At 61.2% G+C, this 17,264-nt stretch carries 15 protein-coding genes; 7 read left to right on the top strand and 8 right to left on the bottom strand.

The annotated features are described in order from the left end of the window. Nucleotides 1–56: 56 nt before the first annotated feature. Nucleotides 57–1,025, top strand: coding sequence for a hypothetical protein (locus ACO6VD_RS06650; protein ID WP_422417825.1), 969 nt, complete (start codon nt 57–59; stop codon nt 1,023–1,025). Between the two features lie 110 nt (nt 1,026–1,135). Continuing rightward, entirely contained in the window at nt 1,136–2,836 is a 1,701-nt protein-coding gene (locus ACO6VD_RS06645) for a SulP family inorganic anion transporter (RefSeq protein WP_422417824.1), read from the top strand. A 109-nt stretch (nt 2,837–2,945) separates the two neighbouring features. Here the strand turns inward: ACO6VD_RS06645 and ACO6VD_RS06640 are convergent, their stop codons facing one another. From ACO6VD_RS06640 to ACO6VD_RS06625, 4 genes are all read right to left on the bottom strand, one after another. After that, nucleotides 2,946–3,602 carry a DUF2931 family protein gene (locus ACO6VD_RS06640; RefSeq protein WP_422417823.1) on the bottom strand — a complete coding sequence of 219 codons (657 nt, stop codon included), beginning with the start codon at nt 3,600–3,602 and terminating at the stop codon, nt 2,946–2,948. Continuing rightward, a complete protein-coding gene (locus ACO6VD_RS06635) occupies nt 3,595–5,427 on the bottom strand; it encodes a PAAR domain-containing protein (RefSeq protein ID WP_422417822.1) in 1,833 nt (610 codons plus the stop codon). The genes ACO6VD_RS06640 and ACO6VD_RS06635 overlap by 8 nt, the downstream gene beginning before the upstream one ends. Before the next feature lie 270 nt (nt 5,428–5,697). Then, nucleotides 5,698–6,333 carry a LysE family translocator gene (locus ACO6VD_RS06630; RefSeq protein ID WP_422417821.1) on the bottom strand — a complete coding sequence of 212 codons (636 nt, stop codon included), beginning with the start codon at nt 6,331–6,333 and terminating at the stop codon, nt 5,698–5,700. 70 nt (nt 6,334–6,403) lie between these two features. Beyond that, entirely contained in the window at nt 6,404–7,471 is a 1,068-nt protein-coding gene (locus tag ACO6VD_RS06625; RefSeq protein WP_422417842.1) for a glycerophosphodiester phosphodiesterase, read from the bottom strand. A gap of 117 nt (nt 7,472–7,588) precedes the next feature. Here ACO6VD_RS06625 and ACO6VD_RS06620 point away from each other — a divergent pair, with 117 nt between their 5' ends. The 5 genes from ACO6VD_RS06620 (at nt 7,589) to ACO6VD_RS06600 (ending at nt 13,921) form a co-directional block, all read left to right on the top strand. Beyond that, the gene (locus ACO6VD_RS06620; protein ID WP_422417820.1) at nt 7,589–8,611 is read left to right on the top strand and encodes a DUF4917 family protein; all 1,023 of its coding nucleotides are present in this window, start codon (nt 7,589–7,591) and stop codon (nt 8,609–8,611) included. Between the two features lie 86 nt (nt 8,612–8,697). Further along, nucleotides 8,698–9,237, top strand: coding sequence for an RNA polymerase sigma factor (locus tag ACO6VD_RS06615; RefSeq protein ID WP_422417819.1), 540 nt, complete (start codon nt 8,698–8,700; stop codon nt 9,235–9,237). Then, on the top strand, nt 9,234–10,184 hold the full coding sequence (locus ACO6VD_RS06610) for a FecR family protein (protein ID WP_422417817.1): 951 nt from the start codon (nt 9,234–9,236) through the stop codon (nt 10,182–10,184). The genes ACO6VD_RS06615 and ACO6VD_RS06610 overlap by 4 nt, the downstream gene beginning before the upstream one ends. Before the next feature lie 116 nt (nt 10,185–10,300). Further along, a complete protein-coding gene (locus ACO6VD_RS06605) occupies nt 10,301–12,853 on the top strand; it encodes a TonB-dependent hemoglobin/transferrin/lactoferrin family receptor (RefSeq protein ID WP_422417815.1) in 2,553 nt (850 codons plus the stop codon). A 102-nt stretch (nt 12,854–12,955) separates the two neighbouring features. After that, entirely contained in the window at nt 12,956–13,921 is a 966-nt protein-coding gene (locus ACO6VD_RS06600; RefSeq protein WP_422417814.1) for a DMT family transporter, read from the top strand. Here ACO6VD_RS06600 and ACO6VD_RS06595 read toward each other — a convergent pair. The 4 genes from ACO6VD_RS06595 to ACO6VD_RS06580 form a co-directional block, all read right to left on the bottom strand. Then, a complete protein-coding gene (locus tag ACO6VD_RS06595) occupies nt 13,858–15,069 on the bottom strand; it encodes a class I SAM-dependent methyltransferase (RefSeq protein ID WP_422417813.1) in 1,212 nt (403 codons plus the stop codon). The two genes, ACO6VD_RS06600 and ACO6VD_RS06595, sit on opposite strands and share 64 nt — an antisense overlap. A 140-nt stretch (nt 15,070–15,209) precedes the next feature. After that, complete coding sequence (locus ACO6VD_RS06590; RefSeq protein ID WP_422417812.1) at nt 15,210–15,827, bottom strand: TPM domain-containing protein; 618 nt, start codon at nt 15,825–15,827, stop codon at nt 15,210–15,212. A gap of 27 nt (nt 15,828–15,854) precedes the next feature. Continuing rightward, nucleotides 15,855–16,604 carry a TPM domain-containing protein gene (locus ACO6VD_RS06585; RefSeq protein ID WP_422417810.1) on the bottom strand — a complete coding sequence of 250 codons (750 nt, stop codon included), beginning with the start codon at nt 16,602–16,604 and terminating at the stop codon, nt 15,855–15,857. Continuing rightward, entirely contained in the window at nt 16,604–17,206 is a 603-nt protein-coding gene (locus ACO6VD_RS06580) for a LemA family protein (protein ID WP_422417809.1), read from the bottom strand. The genes ACO6VD_RS06585 and ACO6VD_RS06580 overlap by 1 nt, the downstream gene beginning before the upstream one ends. Nucleotides 17,207–17,264 lie beyond the last annotated feature (58 nt).

Genomic DNA, 17,264 nt, shown 5'->3' with positions numbered 1-17,264 from the left:
CGCTGTATGATGGCAGACTCATGGCCCTGAGCCCGCAGTAACTGAAAGAGAACGCAATGACAATTTTTTTCCTAGGGTGGACCGCGCAGTACGAACAAAGGATGGTCCATCATCTGGCTGCTTCCCACGACGTAAAAATGCTGGTGGCTCCGAAGTGGATGAAGCGTGTCGGGCGCTATCTCAATTCATTCCGCAAAGGCCGCAGTCGTCCAACGCGAGGACATCACTGGCTGGCCGATCAGTTGATGAAGCTGCACAAGGTCAAACACGATGACATTCTGATCTGCAATGAAGGTCAATTCCGTCGTGGCCTCAACCCGGCAATAGTGGAACGTTTCAAAGGCTACAAGGTACTGATGGTCCGCGACCTGGTCACAGCGTCGTTCATTGATGCCCTGCGGCCGCGTTTCGACAAACTCTACAGCTTCGACAAGGCGCAATGCGAAATCTTCGGGCTGGACTACCTCAATCAGTTCTTCCCCTTCGGCTTCGACGAAGCGCTGCGTCTCTCCGAGCAGGCTAGCGACGATCGCGCTGCACCTGTTTGCTTCTTCCTCGGGCGAGACAAAGGGCGTACAGCGCTGGTGGAGTCAGTCGCCCAGGTACTTGAGAAAAGCGGCTGTCAGGTTGATTTCCATTTAGTACCCGACTCCACCTCGCTACCTGCGTCACGCTTCTACATCAATGATGTACTGCCATATGCAGAAAATATTCGCCGTTCCATGGCCGCCGACATACTGCTGGAAATCAATCAACCCGGTCAGGCCGGCATAACCCTGCGAACACTTGAAGCGGCTTATTTCAACAAGCGGCTGATCACCAATAACGCATCGGTCAAGACGCTGGATATCTATCGCCCTGAAAACATATATGTCATTGAAGAAACTGCCTTATGCGGGCTGGCGGACTTTCTCGGCGGACGGCCGGTGCGCCCGAGCCATGAGGCGCTGTATGGTTACAGCCCGGAGGCAATGATCCAGCACGTCATCCAGGACATGCGCCCGACACGCGCGCATAGCGCGTGACCAGCAGCACCTTTTGACCTGGCACCCAGCCCGAGGGCACGCAATGCGCTTTAATTAACGCTACTGCGTACTCTTCAGCATTGTTGCGACATTCTCGAAAGGACCCGTTCATGCTGCTCTCTCGCTGGCTCCCGGGCCTGGCCAATCTCCTGCAGTATCGCCGCGAGTGGCTCCATGCCGACCTGCAGGCCGGATTATCGGTGGCGGCGATCCAGATTCCGATCGCCATTGCCTATGCCCAGATTGTTGGCCTGCCGCCACAGTACGGGCTGTATGCGTGCATCTTGCCGATGATGGTCTATGCCCTGGTCGGCAGTTCGCGACAGTTGATGGTCGGCCCCGATGCAGCAACCTGCGCTATGGTCGCCGGCGCCATTGCGCCACTGGCGCTGGGTGATCCCGCGCGTTTAGCGCAGCTGTCCGTGATTGTCACCATACTGGTCGGCCTGATGCTGATTGGTGCAGGGCTGGCCCGCGCCGGCTTTATCGCCAGTTTCTTCTCACGCCCGATTCTGATCGGTTATCTCAACGGCATTGGCCTGAGCCTGCTGGCCGGCCAACTGGGCAAGGTGCTGGGCTTTCAGATCGAAGGTAACGGTTTCATTCTCAGCCTGATCAACCTGTTGCAGCGGCTGGGGGAAATCCACTGGGTGACGCTGAGCATCGGAGTGGTCGGCCTCGCCCTGCTGATCTGGCTACCGCGCCGCTTCCCGCGCTTGCCCGCCGCTTTGGTGACGGTTGTGGTCGCGACCCTGGTGGTCGGTGTGTTTGGCCTGGACCGCTTCGGCGTGGCGATTCTTGGCCCGGTACCAGCCGGCATGCCGGAGCTGGCCTGGCCGAAAACCAACCTTGAAGAGATGAAAAGCCTGCTGCGTGACGCCCTGGGTATCGCCACGGTGAGCTTCTGTAGCGCAATGCTCACCGCTCGCAGCTTTGCCGCCCGGCATGGCTATGCAATCAACGCCAACCACGAGTTCCTCGCCCTGGGCGTGACCAACATTGCCGCTGGGGTTTCCCAGGGCTTCGCCGTCAGCGGTGCCGACTCACGTACCGCCGTCAATGACATGGTCGGTGGCAAAAGCCAGTTGGTGGGCATTATTGCCGCGCTGGTGATCGCCCTGATCCTGCTTTTCTTCACCGCGCCCATGGCCTGGATCCCGCAGGCAGCCCTCGGCGCCGTGCTGCTGATGGCCGGATGGGGACTGATCGATGTGAAGTCGCTGGGCAAAATCTACAAGCTCAGCCGCTTCGAGTTCTGGCTGTGCGTACTGACCACCGTGGGAGTGCTGGGTGTCGGCGTCTTGCCGGGCATCATCATTGCCGTGACCCTGGCGATCCTGCGCTTGCTCTACAGCATCTACCAGCCCACCGATGCGGTGCTCGGCTGGGTGCCTGGTATTGAAGGCCAGGTGGATATCGAAGGGCACAAGGATGCCCGTACGGTCAAAGGCCTGGTGGTCTATCGCTTCGACGATGCGATCCTGTTCTTCAATGCCGACTATTTCAAAATGCGCCTGCTTGAAGCCGTACAGCGCGAAGTCGAGCCGCGGGCCGTGCTGTTCGACGCCGAGGCGGTCAGTTCCATTGATGTCAGCGGTATTGCCGCACTACGCGAGGTGCGTGAAACCCTTGAGGCGCGAGGTATTCACTTCGGCATTGCGCGGGCCCGGGGGCGTTTTCTGCGCATGCTGGTGCGCTCGGGGATAGCCCGGGAAATGGAGAACGGGATGTTGTACGGATCAGTGCGTTCGGGGATCCGCGCGTATCGCTTGTGGCGTAACCGCATGCGCAGGGAGGCGGCGCCTGACTGATCGCGGGGCAAGGCCCGCTGCCACCGAGCGGCTGGTCATGCCTGCTTTCAGAACTGCAGGTCAAGGCAGTTACCACGCAGCTTTTAGTGTACCTACAAAGCTGGCGGTTTCACCAAGAGTCATAGGGAATCCCGTACTTCTCAATGTAGGCTTTGGATTCTGGCTCCAATGGCAATGCATATTGACCGTTGCTCCGGCCTCCATCCGGGCCTTTCTTTACGACGCTGCCCTGTACTCGAGCTACATCAATAGCTGACAAGCACGGCCCCATGAGCCAGACCTTGGCAACACCACCCGGCGCCAGACCAACCGACAGCATCTTGCGGTAATCAGTTATCCACTTAGCATCGGCTTCGCAGAATGCCTTCTCACCCTTGAGCATCGCCTCTCGGATGGCCTCGGGGATAATGATGTAGGCCTCATAGGTTTGCGGCTCAGCCAGCGATTGCCAGCGCACGTAGATCAGGCGCGGAAGGTCCGCGCCCAATACTTGTTTGCCCGCACCAGCCCCCGGTCGCTGCGGCCAGCCTCGAGGATTGCCTTTGAGGTCTTTCGGAGTATTGATTGCGGCAATACCACTCATGGCGCGGCGAAAGGCGCGATCCTGTACGTCCACCGCATCGGCGGTTTCGATCCACACTTCCATGTAGTTGGGCGCAAACAAGCCCAGTCGCCACGAGTCGTAAGGCAGCCGGTGGGGACCGTTGGCGCAGCCTGCCAACCAGAACATCATCACCGCCAAGAGCAATGTTCTGGAACTACTCATTGGGGTGCTCCATGCGCTGGATCCCTGCGGCCGGGCGGTTGATAAATACAACATCCAACGCGCTGTTGTTCCAGCCCTTGGCGGCATTCCAGTGGGCCGAGAGGTGGATGTAGCGACGGCGTAACAGCGAGTATTCCTCGCTAGTCAGGGAGGTGTAGGGCTCCCCTAAGGCAAAGGCCTGCAATTTGGCGGCGATGGGTTGCAGCTCGACGGGTATTGCAAGCGCTGCGGTGCTGGGTATCACTTTGAACGCCACACCGGCGCGTACCCCCCATTCACGCATGATACGCAGGTATACCAGCGACAACTCGTTGCGCACCTGGCGCTGGCTGACGATCGCGGCGTATACACGTTTTTCGGCCTGGGTATCACGTTTACGCTGTTGGGTCTGCACCGACCAAGTAACGATGTCGAGCCCTTCGGGCGATACATAGGCCAGCCAGTGGCGTGACTCGTGACTGAAGCGTTGCTTGGTGCGCGCATAGGCCGCGGAGCGTTCATTAGGGAGGCCGTTGAATTCCACGCTGCTGTCGGGCTTGCTCAAGAGCAGCTTCTCGCGGGACAACGGCAAGTAGCCACCACCGATGTCCGAATGACAGCCGGGGAGCATGATGTCCTGTTCGGCCTGGGTCAGGGAGAAGTTGTGGCGATACTCATTGTCGGCCGCCAGATGAACCACTTTGCGGGCGATCCCCGGCGCGAGCCGCAGGTTGAGCCCCGGGTTGGCGGCATTGTGCGGGCTGAAATCGCGATTACGCAGCGACACGATGCCTGCTACCGTGTCGAACAGACCAATAAAGTTGAGGGCAAAGTCGCTGCGATGACGCCAGGCAAAATCGCTCGTCAATAACGGCGAGCCCGCAGCAAGTGAGCGGGCCAGCAAGCTGCCTGAGCCTTTGAGCAGATCGTTGGCACAGTGCCGTGCTGCGGCTGCGCCTCGGCTGAAGCCGAACAGATCCACTTCGATCCGGCGGACCTTGACCTGAGGGTTCGTTGCTCTGAATCGACGCAACTGCTCCATAACCAATGCCGGTGCTTGTTCAACCCGTGCAACAACACCAGTGCTCCCCTGCCCGGTCCCCTGGCTGTAGAGGGAGTCACCCAGCCCGCTGCTAGTACCGATACCTTCAAGGTAAACCTTGATATAAGCCTCCTCGGCTCCTGGCGGCAGTTGCTCCTCGGCCTGGTCCGGATAAAGGTTGTAGAGACGCGCAACATTACTAACGTCATTGCCATAACTGTTATCCGGCGAGTTGCCATCGCCGTCAAAACCAAAAGCCGCGCAGTGCTGGCGAATGTCCTCGGCGGTTTCCGTCGTCAGACCAACACTGGCGGCATAACAATCGGCAGTGGCGGCGCTGTTGGCCTGGTTGTTGCCGGTGCCGTCGAAGAACAGCCCCAGGCGCAGGACAATGCCAACCTCCTCCAGCTCCTCTTCTTCCTCCTCTTCTTCCAACGGACTGTCGACCACGGGCGGCGGGCGTGCTGCGAGTGGCATCGCCGTCACACCTGGCGAGGGGGAATGTGCCGTCGTGGGGGTAGCCTGCTCGGAGTGGTAGGTCGCGCTGTCCAGGGAAGGAATCAGCCTGGCCTGGCAAGGGCAACTGCTGATGCTGTCCAGGCTACCCGCTACACGTCTGCCGTGACTTTCAATGTACGAGATGCCGCCGAGGATTCGGTAAACACTGCCATCCTTGCCACAGGTAACCCGGTCGCCCTCGCGCACATGGTCGCGGCCAAACATGACGACGCGTTGGTCTGCTTCCAACACTGTGCCACCGCAGGTGGTTTTGTCGCCCAAACGAATGAAATGCCCTGTAGCCACTGAAATTCCCTCTCCAAAGTGTGCGGAATGCGCAGGTTATGGGTTGGGTGGTAGCCGGGTATGTCAGGCGTTTCCGAAAAGTGTTTCCAAAGCGATACCCGCATCAGGCTCAAGGGGTAAAAGTTCGGGTTCGTTCCAGTGGGTCTTGTTCCAAGATCTGCCGCAAAGCGGCAGAAAACCTAACGGTGCGATGTATCAGGGGAAGTCAGCAGCCTACTTTCTGGAGACACAACAACTAAAGCCCCTGATTACCCGCCCTTATGCCTGCCCTCAAGAACGAGGCATCAACCCCGGCAAGGCATGCATCAGCGCATTGACGGCAAAGCCAATGAACATCACTCCACAGGCACGGGTGATCCACAGTTCATAACGGGTGTAGAGCGTGCGCACGTGACGGGCGCCGACAATGGCGATGAGAATCACGTAAGCCAGCAGGCCGCCGAGAAAGCTCAAGGCAATCAGCGCCGGCAACATCGACCACTCCAGGGTTTCCGCGCGGCTGGAGATCAGCGCGGTAAAGGTCGCCACCGCCACCGGATAGGCCTTGGGGTTGGTCAGGCCGAAGACGATGCCGTGCCAGAATGGTTGGCGTACTGGTCCTTGCTCACCCTGGCCATTGCCCGGGCGGCTGCGCAGCGCGCGCAAGCCCAGCCAGAACAGATACAGACCGCTGAGCAGACCGAGGATGTCGAACACCGAGCTGCCGATCTGGCGGGCACCGACAATCGCCACCAGTGCCGTGCTGCACCAGAGCACATCCCCCAGCAAGTGACCGCAGAGAAACCCGGCACCCGCCTTGCGTCCGCGCGAGGCGCCGATGCCCAGCACCGCCAGCACGCCCGGCCCCGGGGTGATGCCATAGATAAATCCGGAAGCGAGCACGGCGAACAGCAACGAGAAGGTCATTGGCGATTGGATCCTGAGCGGTTGCGCAAAGGACGAAGTCTACGGTAGCCGCTGGCACCAGGCCAGATACTCAATAGTCATGGGCCTGAAGAATCTGCACCTCGCTCAACGCTGGCGGTCTGGCAAAATAACGCAACAACTGGCCGCTGCGATTGGTGAAAATGCCATCGACACCGGCCGCCATGACCTTGGCAAAGTCCACTTCCTCATCGACGGTGTACACGTGCACCAGCAGGCCTTTGTCGTGAGCCAGCTGGTTCATCCACGGCTGCACCAGGTCGGCATAGCTCTGCGCCCCGCCTGCGGTCAAGGCTGCCGAAGGTCCAGTGCCGACAGCCCCGGCGACCTTGGCGTAATCCAGCCAGCGCACAAACTCCGCCTTGTCCTTGGGTTGCTGGCGGGCATAGAACGCCGCCTTGTCGGTCTCGCCGGATTCGGCAAAGCTCTGTGCAGAGGCTGGTTCGATGTTGCCCTTGCCAATCCACAGCAACAGCACCTTGGGAACCTTGGGCATTTCCTTGTGCAGCAACGCCAGGCTGTTGCGATCAAAGCTCTGCAACACAACCCGTCCAGGCTGATCGAGCCAGCCACGCGCCTGCAGACGCGCCTTCAAGTCGGCTTCTATCCCCGGGAACAGCGTCGGCACCTTGGTCTCGATGTACAAACCGGGGCGCATGTGCGGGTTGCCTTCGGCGATATCCAAGACCTCGTCCAGGGTGAGGATCTGCATGCCCTTGAAGCGCTCCCGCGCACGCTCGGGAGCGGCCTGGTTGAACCAGCTGCCGGCATCCAGCGTTTTGAGCTCGGCCAGGGTGAAGGCACTGACCGGACTGTCCTTGCGCTCGGGAAAGCGTTGGGCGACATCGCTGGTGCGTTGCAGATTATCGTCGTGTACCGCCACCAATATGCCGTCCTTACTGCGCTGCAGGTCCAGTTCCAGGTAATCGGCACCCAGGTCTCTTGCCAGCAGGTAGGCCGCGGCGGTGGACTCCGGGGCATCGAAGGATGCACCGCGATGAGCGATCACGGCCGGATACGGAATTTTCTGCGCGGCCGCCAGTTCCCGGCCCTCTCCGGCCTCGACCAGCCCGGCCAAAGGCAGCAGGAGCAGACAGGCGAACCGGCGGATTCCTTGCATCATCATTACGCTTCCTCTTCATTGATCGCGAAACCAGCATAGTCAGCAACACTGATGACAATGCGGTGGCATGCTAAAGTCGCGCCGATCAAGCGACCCACCCGGAACCGTGAACCCATGCCCGACACCGACCTCGACGCCAGCCTGCATCTGTGGCCTGAACTGATTGCCAGCCACCCGTGCAGCGGCCTGCTGCTGGGCAATGGCGCGAGTCGAGCGCTGTGGCGTCCGTTCACCTATTTTTCCCTGTTCGAAGAAGCCCAGCGGGTGCGCCACAAGCCCCTGAGCCTGACCGACCAGGCGTTGTTCAAATCCCTCGGCAGCGAGCTGTTCGAACCGGTGCTCAGCGCCTTGAACACCACGGTGCGGGTCAACGCGGCCCTGGCCATCAGCTCGTCCGCCCCCTTGAACCGTTACTACGCGATCAAGGAAGCGCTGATCCACGCCGTGCGCAGCGTGCACATCCCCTGGCGCCTGCTGCCGGTGTCGACCTTGCAGTTGATCAATAACGAACTGCGCAGTTATCACAGCGTCTACTCGAGCAACTATGACCTGCTCTGCCACTGGGCTGCCAGCCAGAACCCGGAAGGATTCCAGGCGTTGTTCGATGAGGAAGGCGGCTTCGACATCCGTCACACCCGCAACCCGGGCACCCGCCTGCTCTACCTGCACGGTGGTCTGCATTTGCTCAAGCAGCAGGACGGCAGCACCCGTCAGCGCAGTGCCAGCGACAGCCAACTGCTCGATGGCTTTGCCGTCAACACTCCCGGTGATGTGCCGCTGTTTGTCAACGAAGGCAGCAGCGACGATAAGCTCAAGGCCATCCGCAGCTCCGACTACCTGAACTGGTGTCTGGGTGAACTGGCGAGTCATCAGGGTGGCCTGTGCCTGTTCGGCCAGCACCTGGACGCCAGCGACCGGCACCTGCTACACGCAATCAAGCAGGCCCGTCCGGCGCACGTGGCGATTGCCATCCGGCCGTTGAGCGAAGCATCGATCATCAGCCAGAAGCAGCATTACCGCCAGCGCTTCGCCGATGCCCCGGACCTCAAGCTGTATTTCTTCGACGCCAGCAGCCACCCCCTCGGTGCTCCCGGCCTCGAAGTGCCGGTGCCTGTGCAGGTTCGCAAGCGGCGCTGAAAGCGCGACAATTTCACCATGGTAAATAACAATTATTATCGATACCATTCGCGGCTTTCTTCTCCGGTCCTCCCTGGAAAGCTTGCATGCACCGCTCCAAACCTGACCCGCTCGCCCATGACACCTGCCGCGGGTTCTATGCAGACATCCTGCATTTCCTGCGCAAGCGCATGGACAATGCCAGTGATGCCGCCGACATGACCCAGGACGTGTTCGCCCAGTGGCTGGGCTATCGGGATCGGTCACGGGTGGAGCAGCCGCGGGCTTTTCTGTTCCAGGTCGCACGCAACTTGCTCAACGATCACTGGCGCCGCCAGCGGGTGCGCCACGCCGCGCTCGATGAGCAAAGCCGGGACGATGAACACGCGAGCGTCGATAACAGCGCCGACCCCCTGAACCACGCCCAGCAGCAACAACGCCTGGAGCAATTGAAACTTGTGCTCGCCGAACTCTCGCCGCGCCGCCGCGAAGCCCTTATGCTGCACCGTTTCGAAGGTTTGACGCAGGCACAGATCGGTGCGCGCATGGGCATCTCCGTGAGCATGGTGGAGAAACACATCGCCGCCGCACTGCTGCATTGCAAGCAACGCCTGGACAGTGACAACGGCATGGAGCAGCCAGAATGACCACCCACCCAGAAATCGATAAGCGCTCAGTCGATGCCCAGGCGGCCAGCTGGTTTACCCACAACCGCAATAATCCCTCGCGCGCCTCGCGCAAGGATTTCGCCTTGTGGATGCAAACCCCCGAACATGCCCGCGCCTACACCCAGTTCGTCCAGCTCTGGGATGACCTGGCCGCACTCAAAAGCCTCAACCAGCCAGTCCCTTTGCCCACGCGCAAGACACGCAACTGGCGGCCGGCGCTGGCGATCGCCGCAGCCCTGGTCTGCGCGCTTCTGACTGGCAATCTGGGGCTGCCAGCCACTCACTACGCGCAGACCGTGGCGGTCACCAGCGAGCCGCCGCAAACCCTGGCGCTGCCCGACGGCAGCCAGTTGAGCGTCAATGCCCATACCCGCCTGCGCATGGACTTCAACGCCGAACGCCGGGTGATTCATCTGGACAAGGGCCAGTTCTATATCGATGTTGCCGCCGACAAGGAGCGTCCGTTGTTCGTCGATGCCGGCACCGCTCGGGTGCGTGTAGTGGGTACCGGTTTTGACCTGCGCCGCAGTCGCCACGAACTGGTACTGAGCGTCGCCCATGGCCAGGTCGCGCTGGAGACACCGGGCGAAAATCAGGCACCGGCGTTGCTCGGCGCACGCCAGCGCGCCACCTACAATGTGGCCCGCGGCAGCCTCAGTTGGCAGGTCCTGAGCGATCAGGAAGTGGCCGACTGGCGCGGCGGTCATGTGGCCTTTCGCGACCGCGAGCTGAGCAGCCTGATCGATGAGCTTTCGCTGTATCGCCGCGCTGAAATCCTCCTCGCCGATCCCGCCCTGGGCCGCTACAGGGTCTCAGGCAACCTCGACGTCAACGACCCCGATGCCCTGCTCAATGCCTTGCCCGCACTGCTGCCGGTCAAGACCGTGACCCTGGCCGATGGCCGCTTGCGGATCGAGCGCAAATAAAAATATGAGAATATTTTTCATTCGCATATGAGGGTTTTCCGCAGCACCGCGTCTTCCTCCCGTCTGCGTAGTCATTGCAGGCCTTTTTGGCCTTTGTTGCCGTACTGGGGGATTTCATGTTGCGTGCGTTTCGTCCATTCACACCTTTGTCTGCCCGTCCATCGCTGCTGGCAGCTTGCCTGGCCCTGAGCCTGCAAGCCCAGGCCGCGCCGGTGGAGCTGAACCTGCCCGCGCAATCGCTGGCGGTGTCGCTGAGCCAGTTGGCCCGGCAAGCCAAGGTGCAACTGCTGTTCGACGAAACCTTGCTGCGCAGTGTGCAAGCCCCGGCCCTGAAGGGCCCATACGAAGCCCAGGAAGCGATTGACCAACTGCTGCGCAACAGCCGCTTCGCCGTGGTCAAGGTCGGCAACACCTACGTGGTGCGCTTGCGCGAAGACGACGCGACCGCCGACAACGGCATCCAGCTGAGTGCGGTGAGCATCGTGGGTGACGGCCAGCAGGTCGACCCGAGCACCGTCGGCCGCTCGACCCTGACCCAGGAAGAAATCGACCGCTACCAGCCGAGCAACATTCCCAGCGTGCTGTCGACCCTGCCCGGGGTGAACATGGGCGGTTCGGCCAAACCCGGCGGGCAGACCATCAACATCTGGGGCCTGGGCGACGCCGAAGACGTGCCGATGACCGTCGACGGCGCGACCAAGAGCGGCTTCGAGCGCTATCAGCAAGGCACCATCTTCATCGAGCCTGAGCTGATCAAGAGCATCGAGGTCGAGAAAGGTCCGCATTCGATCTACACCGGCAACGGCGGCTTCGGCGGCAGCGTCAACATGATCACCAAGGATGCCCCGGACCTGCTGCAGGAAGGTCGTAACAGCGGCGCCATGCTCAAATACGGCTATGCCAGCAACGACCATCAGCAGGTCTACAGCTCGGCACTGTTCGGCCGTACCGATGATGGCCGCATGGATGCCCTGGTTTACCTGACCAAGCGTGACGGCGGCGACATGAAACTGGCCGGTACCCTGCCCGACCCGGACCACGATTACCCGATCAACCCCCAGCGCCTGCCCAACAGTGCCCTGGACCTGGACGGTGCGCTCCTGAAGTTCAACATGCACCTGACCGATGAGCACAGCCTGGGCTTTTCCTGGTCGCGTTCGCAAAGCGAACGCTGGGCGCCGTTCTCCTCCACCGCTTACCCGACGCCACCGACCCAGTCCGATATCGACAAGTGGGGCTACGACAACGCCGTCAGACGTTACCTGGCCAATCGCACCACCACCGATACCACCTGGTCGACCACCTACAAATACCAGCCAATCAACAACCCACTGGTAGACCTGACAGTGAAGTACTCGGTATCCGACACCAAGCAGACCGACGAGCGCGACGCTACCGCCTACTTCCAGCCGGCTACCGGCGGGCGCAAGATGGACACCGAATACACCGACCAGATGCTCGATGTGCGCAACACCAGCCTGTTTGCCACCGGGCCGCTGGAACATGCCTTCACCAGCGGTTTCCAGGTACGCCGCCATGAGCGCGACACGCAGATGTGGATGCCGGGCAGCAAATACGACACGCCCCTGTACAACTACGGCCACTACCAGCCGAGCTTCATGCCCAGCGGTAGCGTCGACAGCCAGGGTTACTTCATCCAGGACGCCATCACCCTCGGTGAAGTGACCCTGACCCCTTCCCTGCGCTACGACCACGTCGCCAACAAGGGCAAGGAAAACGATGCACCGTTCTACAACGACCCGGCGCTGGGTCACGACTACAGCGAGAAGACCTACAGCGGCTGGACGCCACGCCTGTCGATTTTCTGGAAGACCAACGAACAGACCGCGTTCTTTGCCGACTACAGCAAGACCTGGCGCGCCCCGGTGCTCGACGAGCAATATGAAATCCAGGGCCTGGGCAGCCGCACTGCGTCCAGCCGCAACCTCGACCCGGAGCGTATGACCGCCTTGCGCGCCGGTAACATCACCACCCTCTCGGATGTATTCACCGACAACGACAATGTGCTAATCCGCACCACCCTGTTTCGCAACGAAATCGAAGACGAAATTTTCAAAGCCACCGGCATCGGCTGCCCCGAGCAACTGGTCAGCGGTCAGAGCATCTCCAAGGCTTGCGGCAAAGGCCTGATGTCCAACTACCGCAATATCAACAGCGTCACTATCAAGGGCTTTGAGGTCGAAAGCTTCTACGACTCCACCTACCTCTTCGGGTCGGTGTCGTACTCATGGATCACTGGCCGCCATGAGGGCGCCTACACCAACCCCTGGGGGCCGGACGTCTGGGCCAAGGACATTCCTGCGCCGAAATGGATCACCACCCTCGGCGTGAAGATCCCCAGCTGGGACGCCAAAGTGGGCTGGCAGGCGCAGTTCGTGCGCAAGACCGACCGCCTGCCCAGCGACAACTACCGTGAAGGCCCCGCCAGTTCGCTGGGTGACCGATACTACGATCATTACGCCAACGAGGACTATCAGATCCACGGCCTGTTCGCCAACTGGAAGCCGCAGCAGCCGTACCTCAAGGGCACCGAGGTCAACCTGACCGTCGACAACCTGTTCAACAACGACTACCGCTCCGAACTCAGTGGCGCCTATGCCTACAGCCAGGGTCGCAATGCAAAGGTGAGCATTACCCGCTTCTTCTGAGTCGGCGGCAAACTGTACGGATGAACTTGCGACCAACTGTAACAAGATCATCCGTGCCGGCTGTGGCTCAATGACTGGACTTATCTGCCACAGGCTTCTGTTATGTCCAGCCGCGAAAATACCGGGATGGCCCTGGGCCTGCTCGGTGTCATCATCTTCAGCCTGACCCTGCCCATGACCCGGATCGTCGTGCAGGAACTGCATCCGTTGCTCAATGGCCTCGGCCGCGCTCTGCTCGCGGCCATTCCGGCGGCGGCGTTGCTGCTCTGGCGTCGGGAGAAATGGCCGACCTGGCAGCAGATCAAAGGCCTGAGCCTGGTGGCCCTGGGGGTAATCCTCGGCTTTCCGGTGTTTTCCGCCTGGGCCATGCAGACGGTGCCGGCTTCCCACGGCGCCCTGGTCAACGGCCTGCAACCCTTGTGCGTGGCCTTCTATGCCGCCTGGCTGTCCCATGAACGCCCCTCGAAAGCCTTCTGGGCCTGTGCCGCGCTGGGCAGCGCGCTGGTGCTGGCGTACGCGATGATCATGGGTGCCGGGCAGATCCAGGCGGGTGATCTGTTGATGCTGGCGGCGATCGCCGTCGGTGGTCTTGGCTACGCCGAAGGTGGGCGATTGGCGCGGGAGATGGGTGGCTGGCAGGTGATCTGCTGGGCGCTGGTACTGTCCAGCCCGCTGCTGATCGGGCCGGTGGTATACCTGGCCGTGCAACACCAGGGGCCCGTCAGTACACAAGCCTGGTGGGCGTTCGGCTATGTGTCGCTGTTTTCGCAGTTCATTGGCTTTTTTGCCTGGTATGCCGGATTGGCCCTGGGGGGCATCGCGCGGGTCAGCCAGATTCAGCTGCTGCAGATTTTCTTCACCATCGCCTTTTCCGCGCTGTTCTTTGGTGAGCAGGTCGAGCCAATTACCTGGGTGTTTGCTGCGGGGGTGATCGGTACCGTGGTGTTGGGGCGCAAGACCCGTGTACATCCGGCACCCATTGCCCACTCCCACAGGGGTCAGCTTCAGGCTGCGATCAAGCCATCCGCGCGCAACAGGGTCTCCAGGCAATGCTCCTTGACCCCGTAGAATTCCTTCAACTGCTGAATCTTCTCCAGCAACGCCGTTGAATCCCCCGGCGTCTGACGCTTGACCGCGAGGATCATCTTGTTCTTGTTGGTGTGCTCCAGCGAGATGAACTCGAACACCTTGGTCTCGTAACCACAGGCTTCCAGGTACAGGGCACGCAAGCTGTCGGTGAGCATCTCGGCCTGCTGGCCGAGGTGCAGGCCATACTGCAGCATCGGCTTGAGCAGGCCCGGGCTGTGCAATTGCGGACGAATCTGTTTGTGGCAGCAAGGCGAGCACATGATGATCGCCGCGCCGCAGCGAATGCCGGTGTGAATCGCATAGTCGGTGGCAATGTCACAGGCATGCAGGGCGATCATCACCTCGATGGCACTGGGTACCACGCTGCGTACATCGCCACATTCGAACACCAGCCCCGGATGCTCCAGGCGCGCGGCAGCGGCATTGCACAGCTCGACCATGTCCGGCCGCAACTCGACGCCGGTGACCTGGGCTTCGCGCTGCAGGGTGTTGCGCAGGTAATCGTGAATGGCAAAGGTCAGGTAGCCCTTGCCCGAGCCGAAATCGGCCACCCGCAACAGTTGATCGGCGACCAGCGGCGCCGCGTTCAGCGCGTGAGAAAACACTTCGATGAACTTGTTGATCTGCTTCCACTTGCGCGACATCGCCGGGATCAACGCCTGCTGCTTGTCGGTGACGCCCAGGTCATGCAGGAACGGACGGCTCAGTTCCAGGTAGCGCTTTTTCTCCCGGTCATGCTCACCCGCCGGCACCTGACGCTCCTGTTGCACGGCACTGCGGTGCAGCATCGGCTTGCCCTTCTTGCTGAATTCAAGCTGCGCCTCATCGCTCAGGCTCAGCAGGTGGGCATTGCGAAACGAGCCCGGCAGCAGCTCGGCGACCAGCGCCAGGGCTTCGTCATTGGCCAGGTTGCGGGTGATGTCGCGGGTCTGATAGCGGTAGACAAATGACAGGCAGGCCTGGCCCTTGACGGTCAGCGGCTTGGCGATGATGCGCTGCAAGGCTTCTTCAGTGCCGACATGGCGCGCCAGCACCAACTTGATCAGGGCGTTCTGTTCCAGGCTGGTGGCGAGCAGGCTCAGAAACTGCGCACGCGCATCCGGCGCGGCCTGGGTGCGCACGCGCATCCGGCGCGGCCTGGGCGGTGGGGGAATCGGACATCGGGAGTGGGTGCCTCGGGTTGCGGAGGGAGTTCACCTTTAGTGGGAGCGGTATTTTACGTGGATGGCCGGCCTGCGCACAGCTTTTGTCGATCAGCGTTCCCGGCTCAAGCCAACACCACCAGACGGTTGGGCAGCTCGTTGCGCTCATGGGTCATGGGCACATGCTCGGCCAGCAGCTCGCCACAGGCCTCGACACAGGTAACGAAGCCCTGCAGGGTCTGGCCCTGACGCACCTGCTCGGTAAAGCGTTTGACGATAGCGTCCCACACCTGGTTATCCAGATGCCGGGAAATCCCTTCATCCACCAGGATTTCAACGTAGCGCTCAGCTTCGCTGACAAAAATCAGCACCCCGGTACTGCCGGCCGTATGGTGCAGGTTCTGCTCCAGAAACTGCCGGCGGGCCAGGTTCGAGGCGCGCCAGTGGCGCACCGACCGCGGGATCAGCCGGGTGGTCAGCGCGGGCAGGCGAAACAGCAGACACAGGACAATGAAGGTCAGCCACTGAGCGATCAGCAAGCCGTTGACGCTCAACCAGCCGCCCAGGTAGTAGACCGCACCCGGCACCAGCAACGCCAGCAGACTGGCCCACAGCAAGGGTATGTAGGCGTAATCGTCGGCACGGCGGGCAAGCACCGTGACCAGCTCGGCGTCGGTACGCCGTTCGACCTGGGCAATGGCCTCGGCAACCTGGCGTTGTTCAAATTCACTGAGCAATGTCATGCACTGGGTATCTCGTTGATTATTGTTCTACCAGCCACCGGAGGAACCGCCACCGCCGAAGCCACCACCACCGCCACTGAATCCGCCACCGCCACCGCCGCCACCAAAACCGCCATAACCACCGCCGAACCCGCCGCCCATACCGCCCATACCGCCACGGCCACCACGACCACTGCCGCCGATCCCCATGGACTGCGCGGCGAAAACCACGATGATCAGCAGCACAAACAGGCCGACAGCCCAGGCCGGCGCCCCCTCTTCACCACCACCGCCTTGGGCCCGCGACGGCTCGGCCAGCGGATTGCCGCCCAGTACCTGCAGGATCGCCGCCGTACCCTGAACGATGCCCAGGCTGAACTCGCCACGGCGAAACGCCGGGGTGATGATGCCATTGATGATCACCGATGCTTGCGCATCGGTCAGCCGCTCTTCAAGGCCATAGCCGACTTCGATGCGCAGCTTGCGCGCCTGCGGCGCGACGATCAACAGCGCGCCGTTGTCCTTGCCCTTCTGGCCAATGCCCCAGTGCCGACCGAGCTGATAACCGAAGTCCTCGATGGGCAGCCCCTGCAAATCATTCACAGTGACCACCACGACCTGCTCGCCCGTGGCCTGTTCATGGGCCGTGAGCATACGTTCAAGCTGATCGCGGCTGCCCGCGTCGAGCAGCCCGGCATTGTCCAGCACCCGTCCGGTCAGGGTCGGGAAGCTCGGCTCGGCGCGCAGCGGCGTGACAATTAGCAGCGCCAGCAGCAGTGCCCACTGCAGCAGACGCATCAGAACTTCACTTCAGGGGCTTTGTCGGCATCGGTGGCGGTCGCCTCGAAGTTCTCCCGCAACGGCATGCTGCTGTACATCACCATGTGCCAGAGTCGTCCTGGGAAGGTACGGATCTCGGTATTGTAGCGCTGAACCGCGGCAATGAAATCCTTGCGGGCCACGGCAATACGGTTTTCCGTGCCTTCAAGCTGAGACTGCAGGGCAAGGAAGTTCTGGTTCGACTTCAAGTCCGGGTAGCGTTCGGACACCACCATCAGACGGCTGAGCGCGCCGGTCAGTTGTGCTTGCGCCTGCTGGAACTGCTGCAGCTTTTTCGGATCGTCCAGGGTGCTGGCATCCACCTGGATCGACGTGGCCTTGGCCCGCGCTTCGATGACCGCGGTCAACGTTTCCTGTTCCTGCTTGGCATAGCCTTTGACCGTTTCCACCAGGTTGGGGATCAGGTCGGCGCGGCGCTGGTACTGGTTCTGGACCTGGGCCCAGGCGGCCTTGACCTGCTCATCGTAGTTGGGGATGTTGTTGATCCCGCAACCGGTGAGCAGGCTGCCGAGCATCAGCAACAGCCACAGCCTTACACCCTTGAACTGGATTACCTGCATAGTTGCCCTACTCCTTGATCAGCGTGAATCAGTGTACTTGAGGCATAATCCGCAACCG

The organism is Pseudomonas sp. GZD-222 (genome assembly GCF_049310525.1).
GTDB lineage: Bacteria > Pseudomonadota > Gammaproteobacteria > Pseudomonadales > Pseudomonadaceae > Aquipseudomonas.
This window is presented reverse-complemented; position numbering and strand designations above follow the sequence as displayed.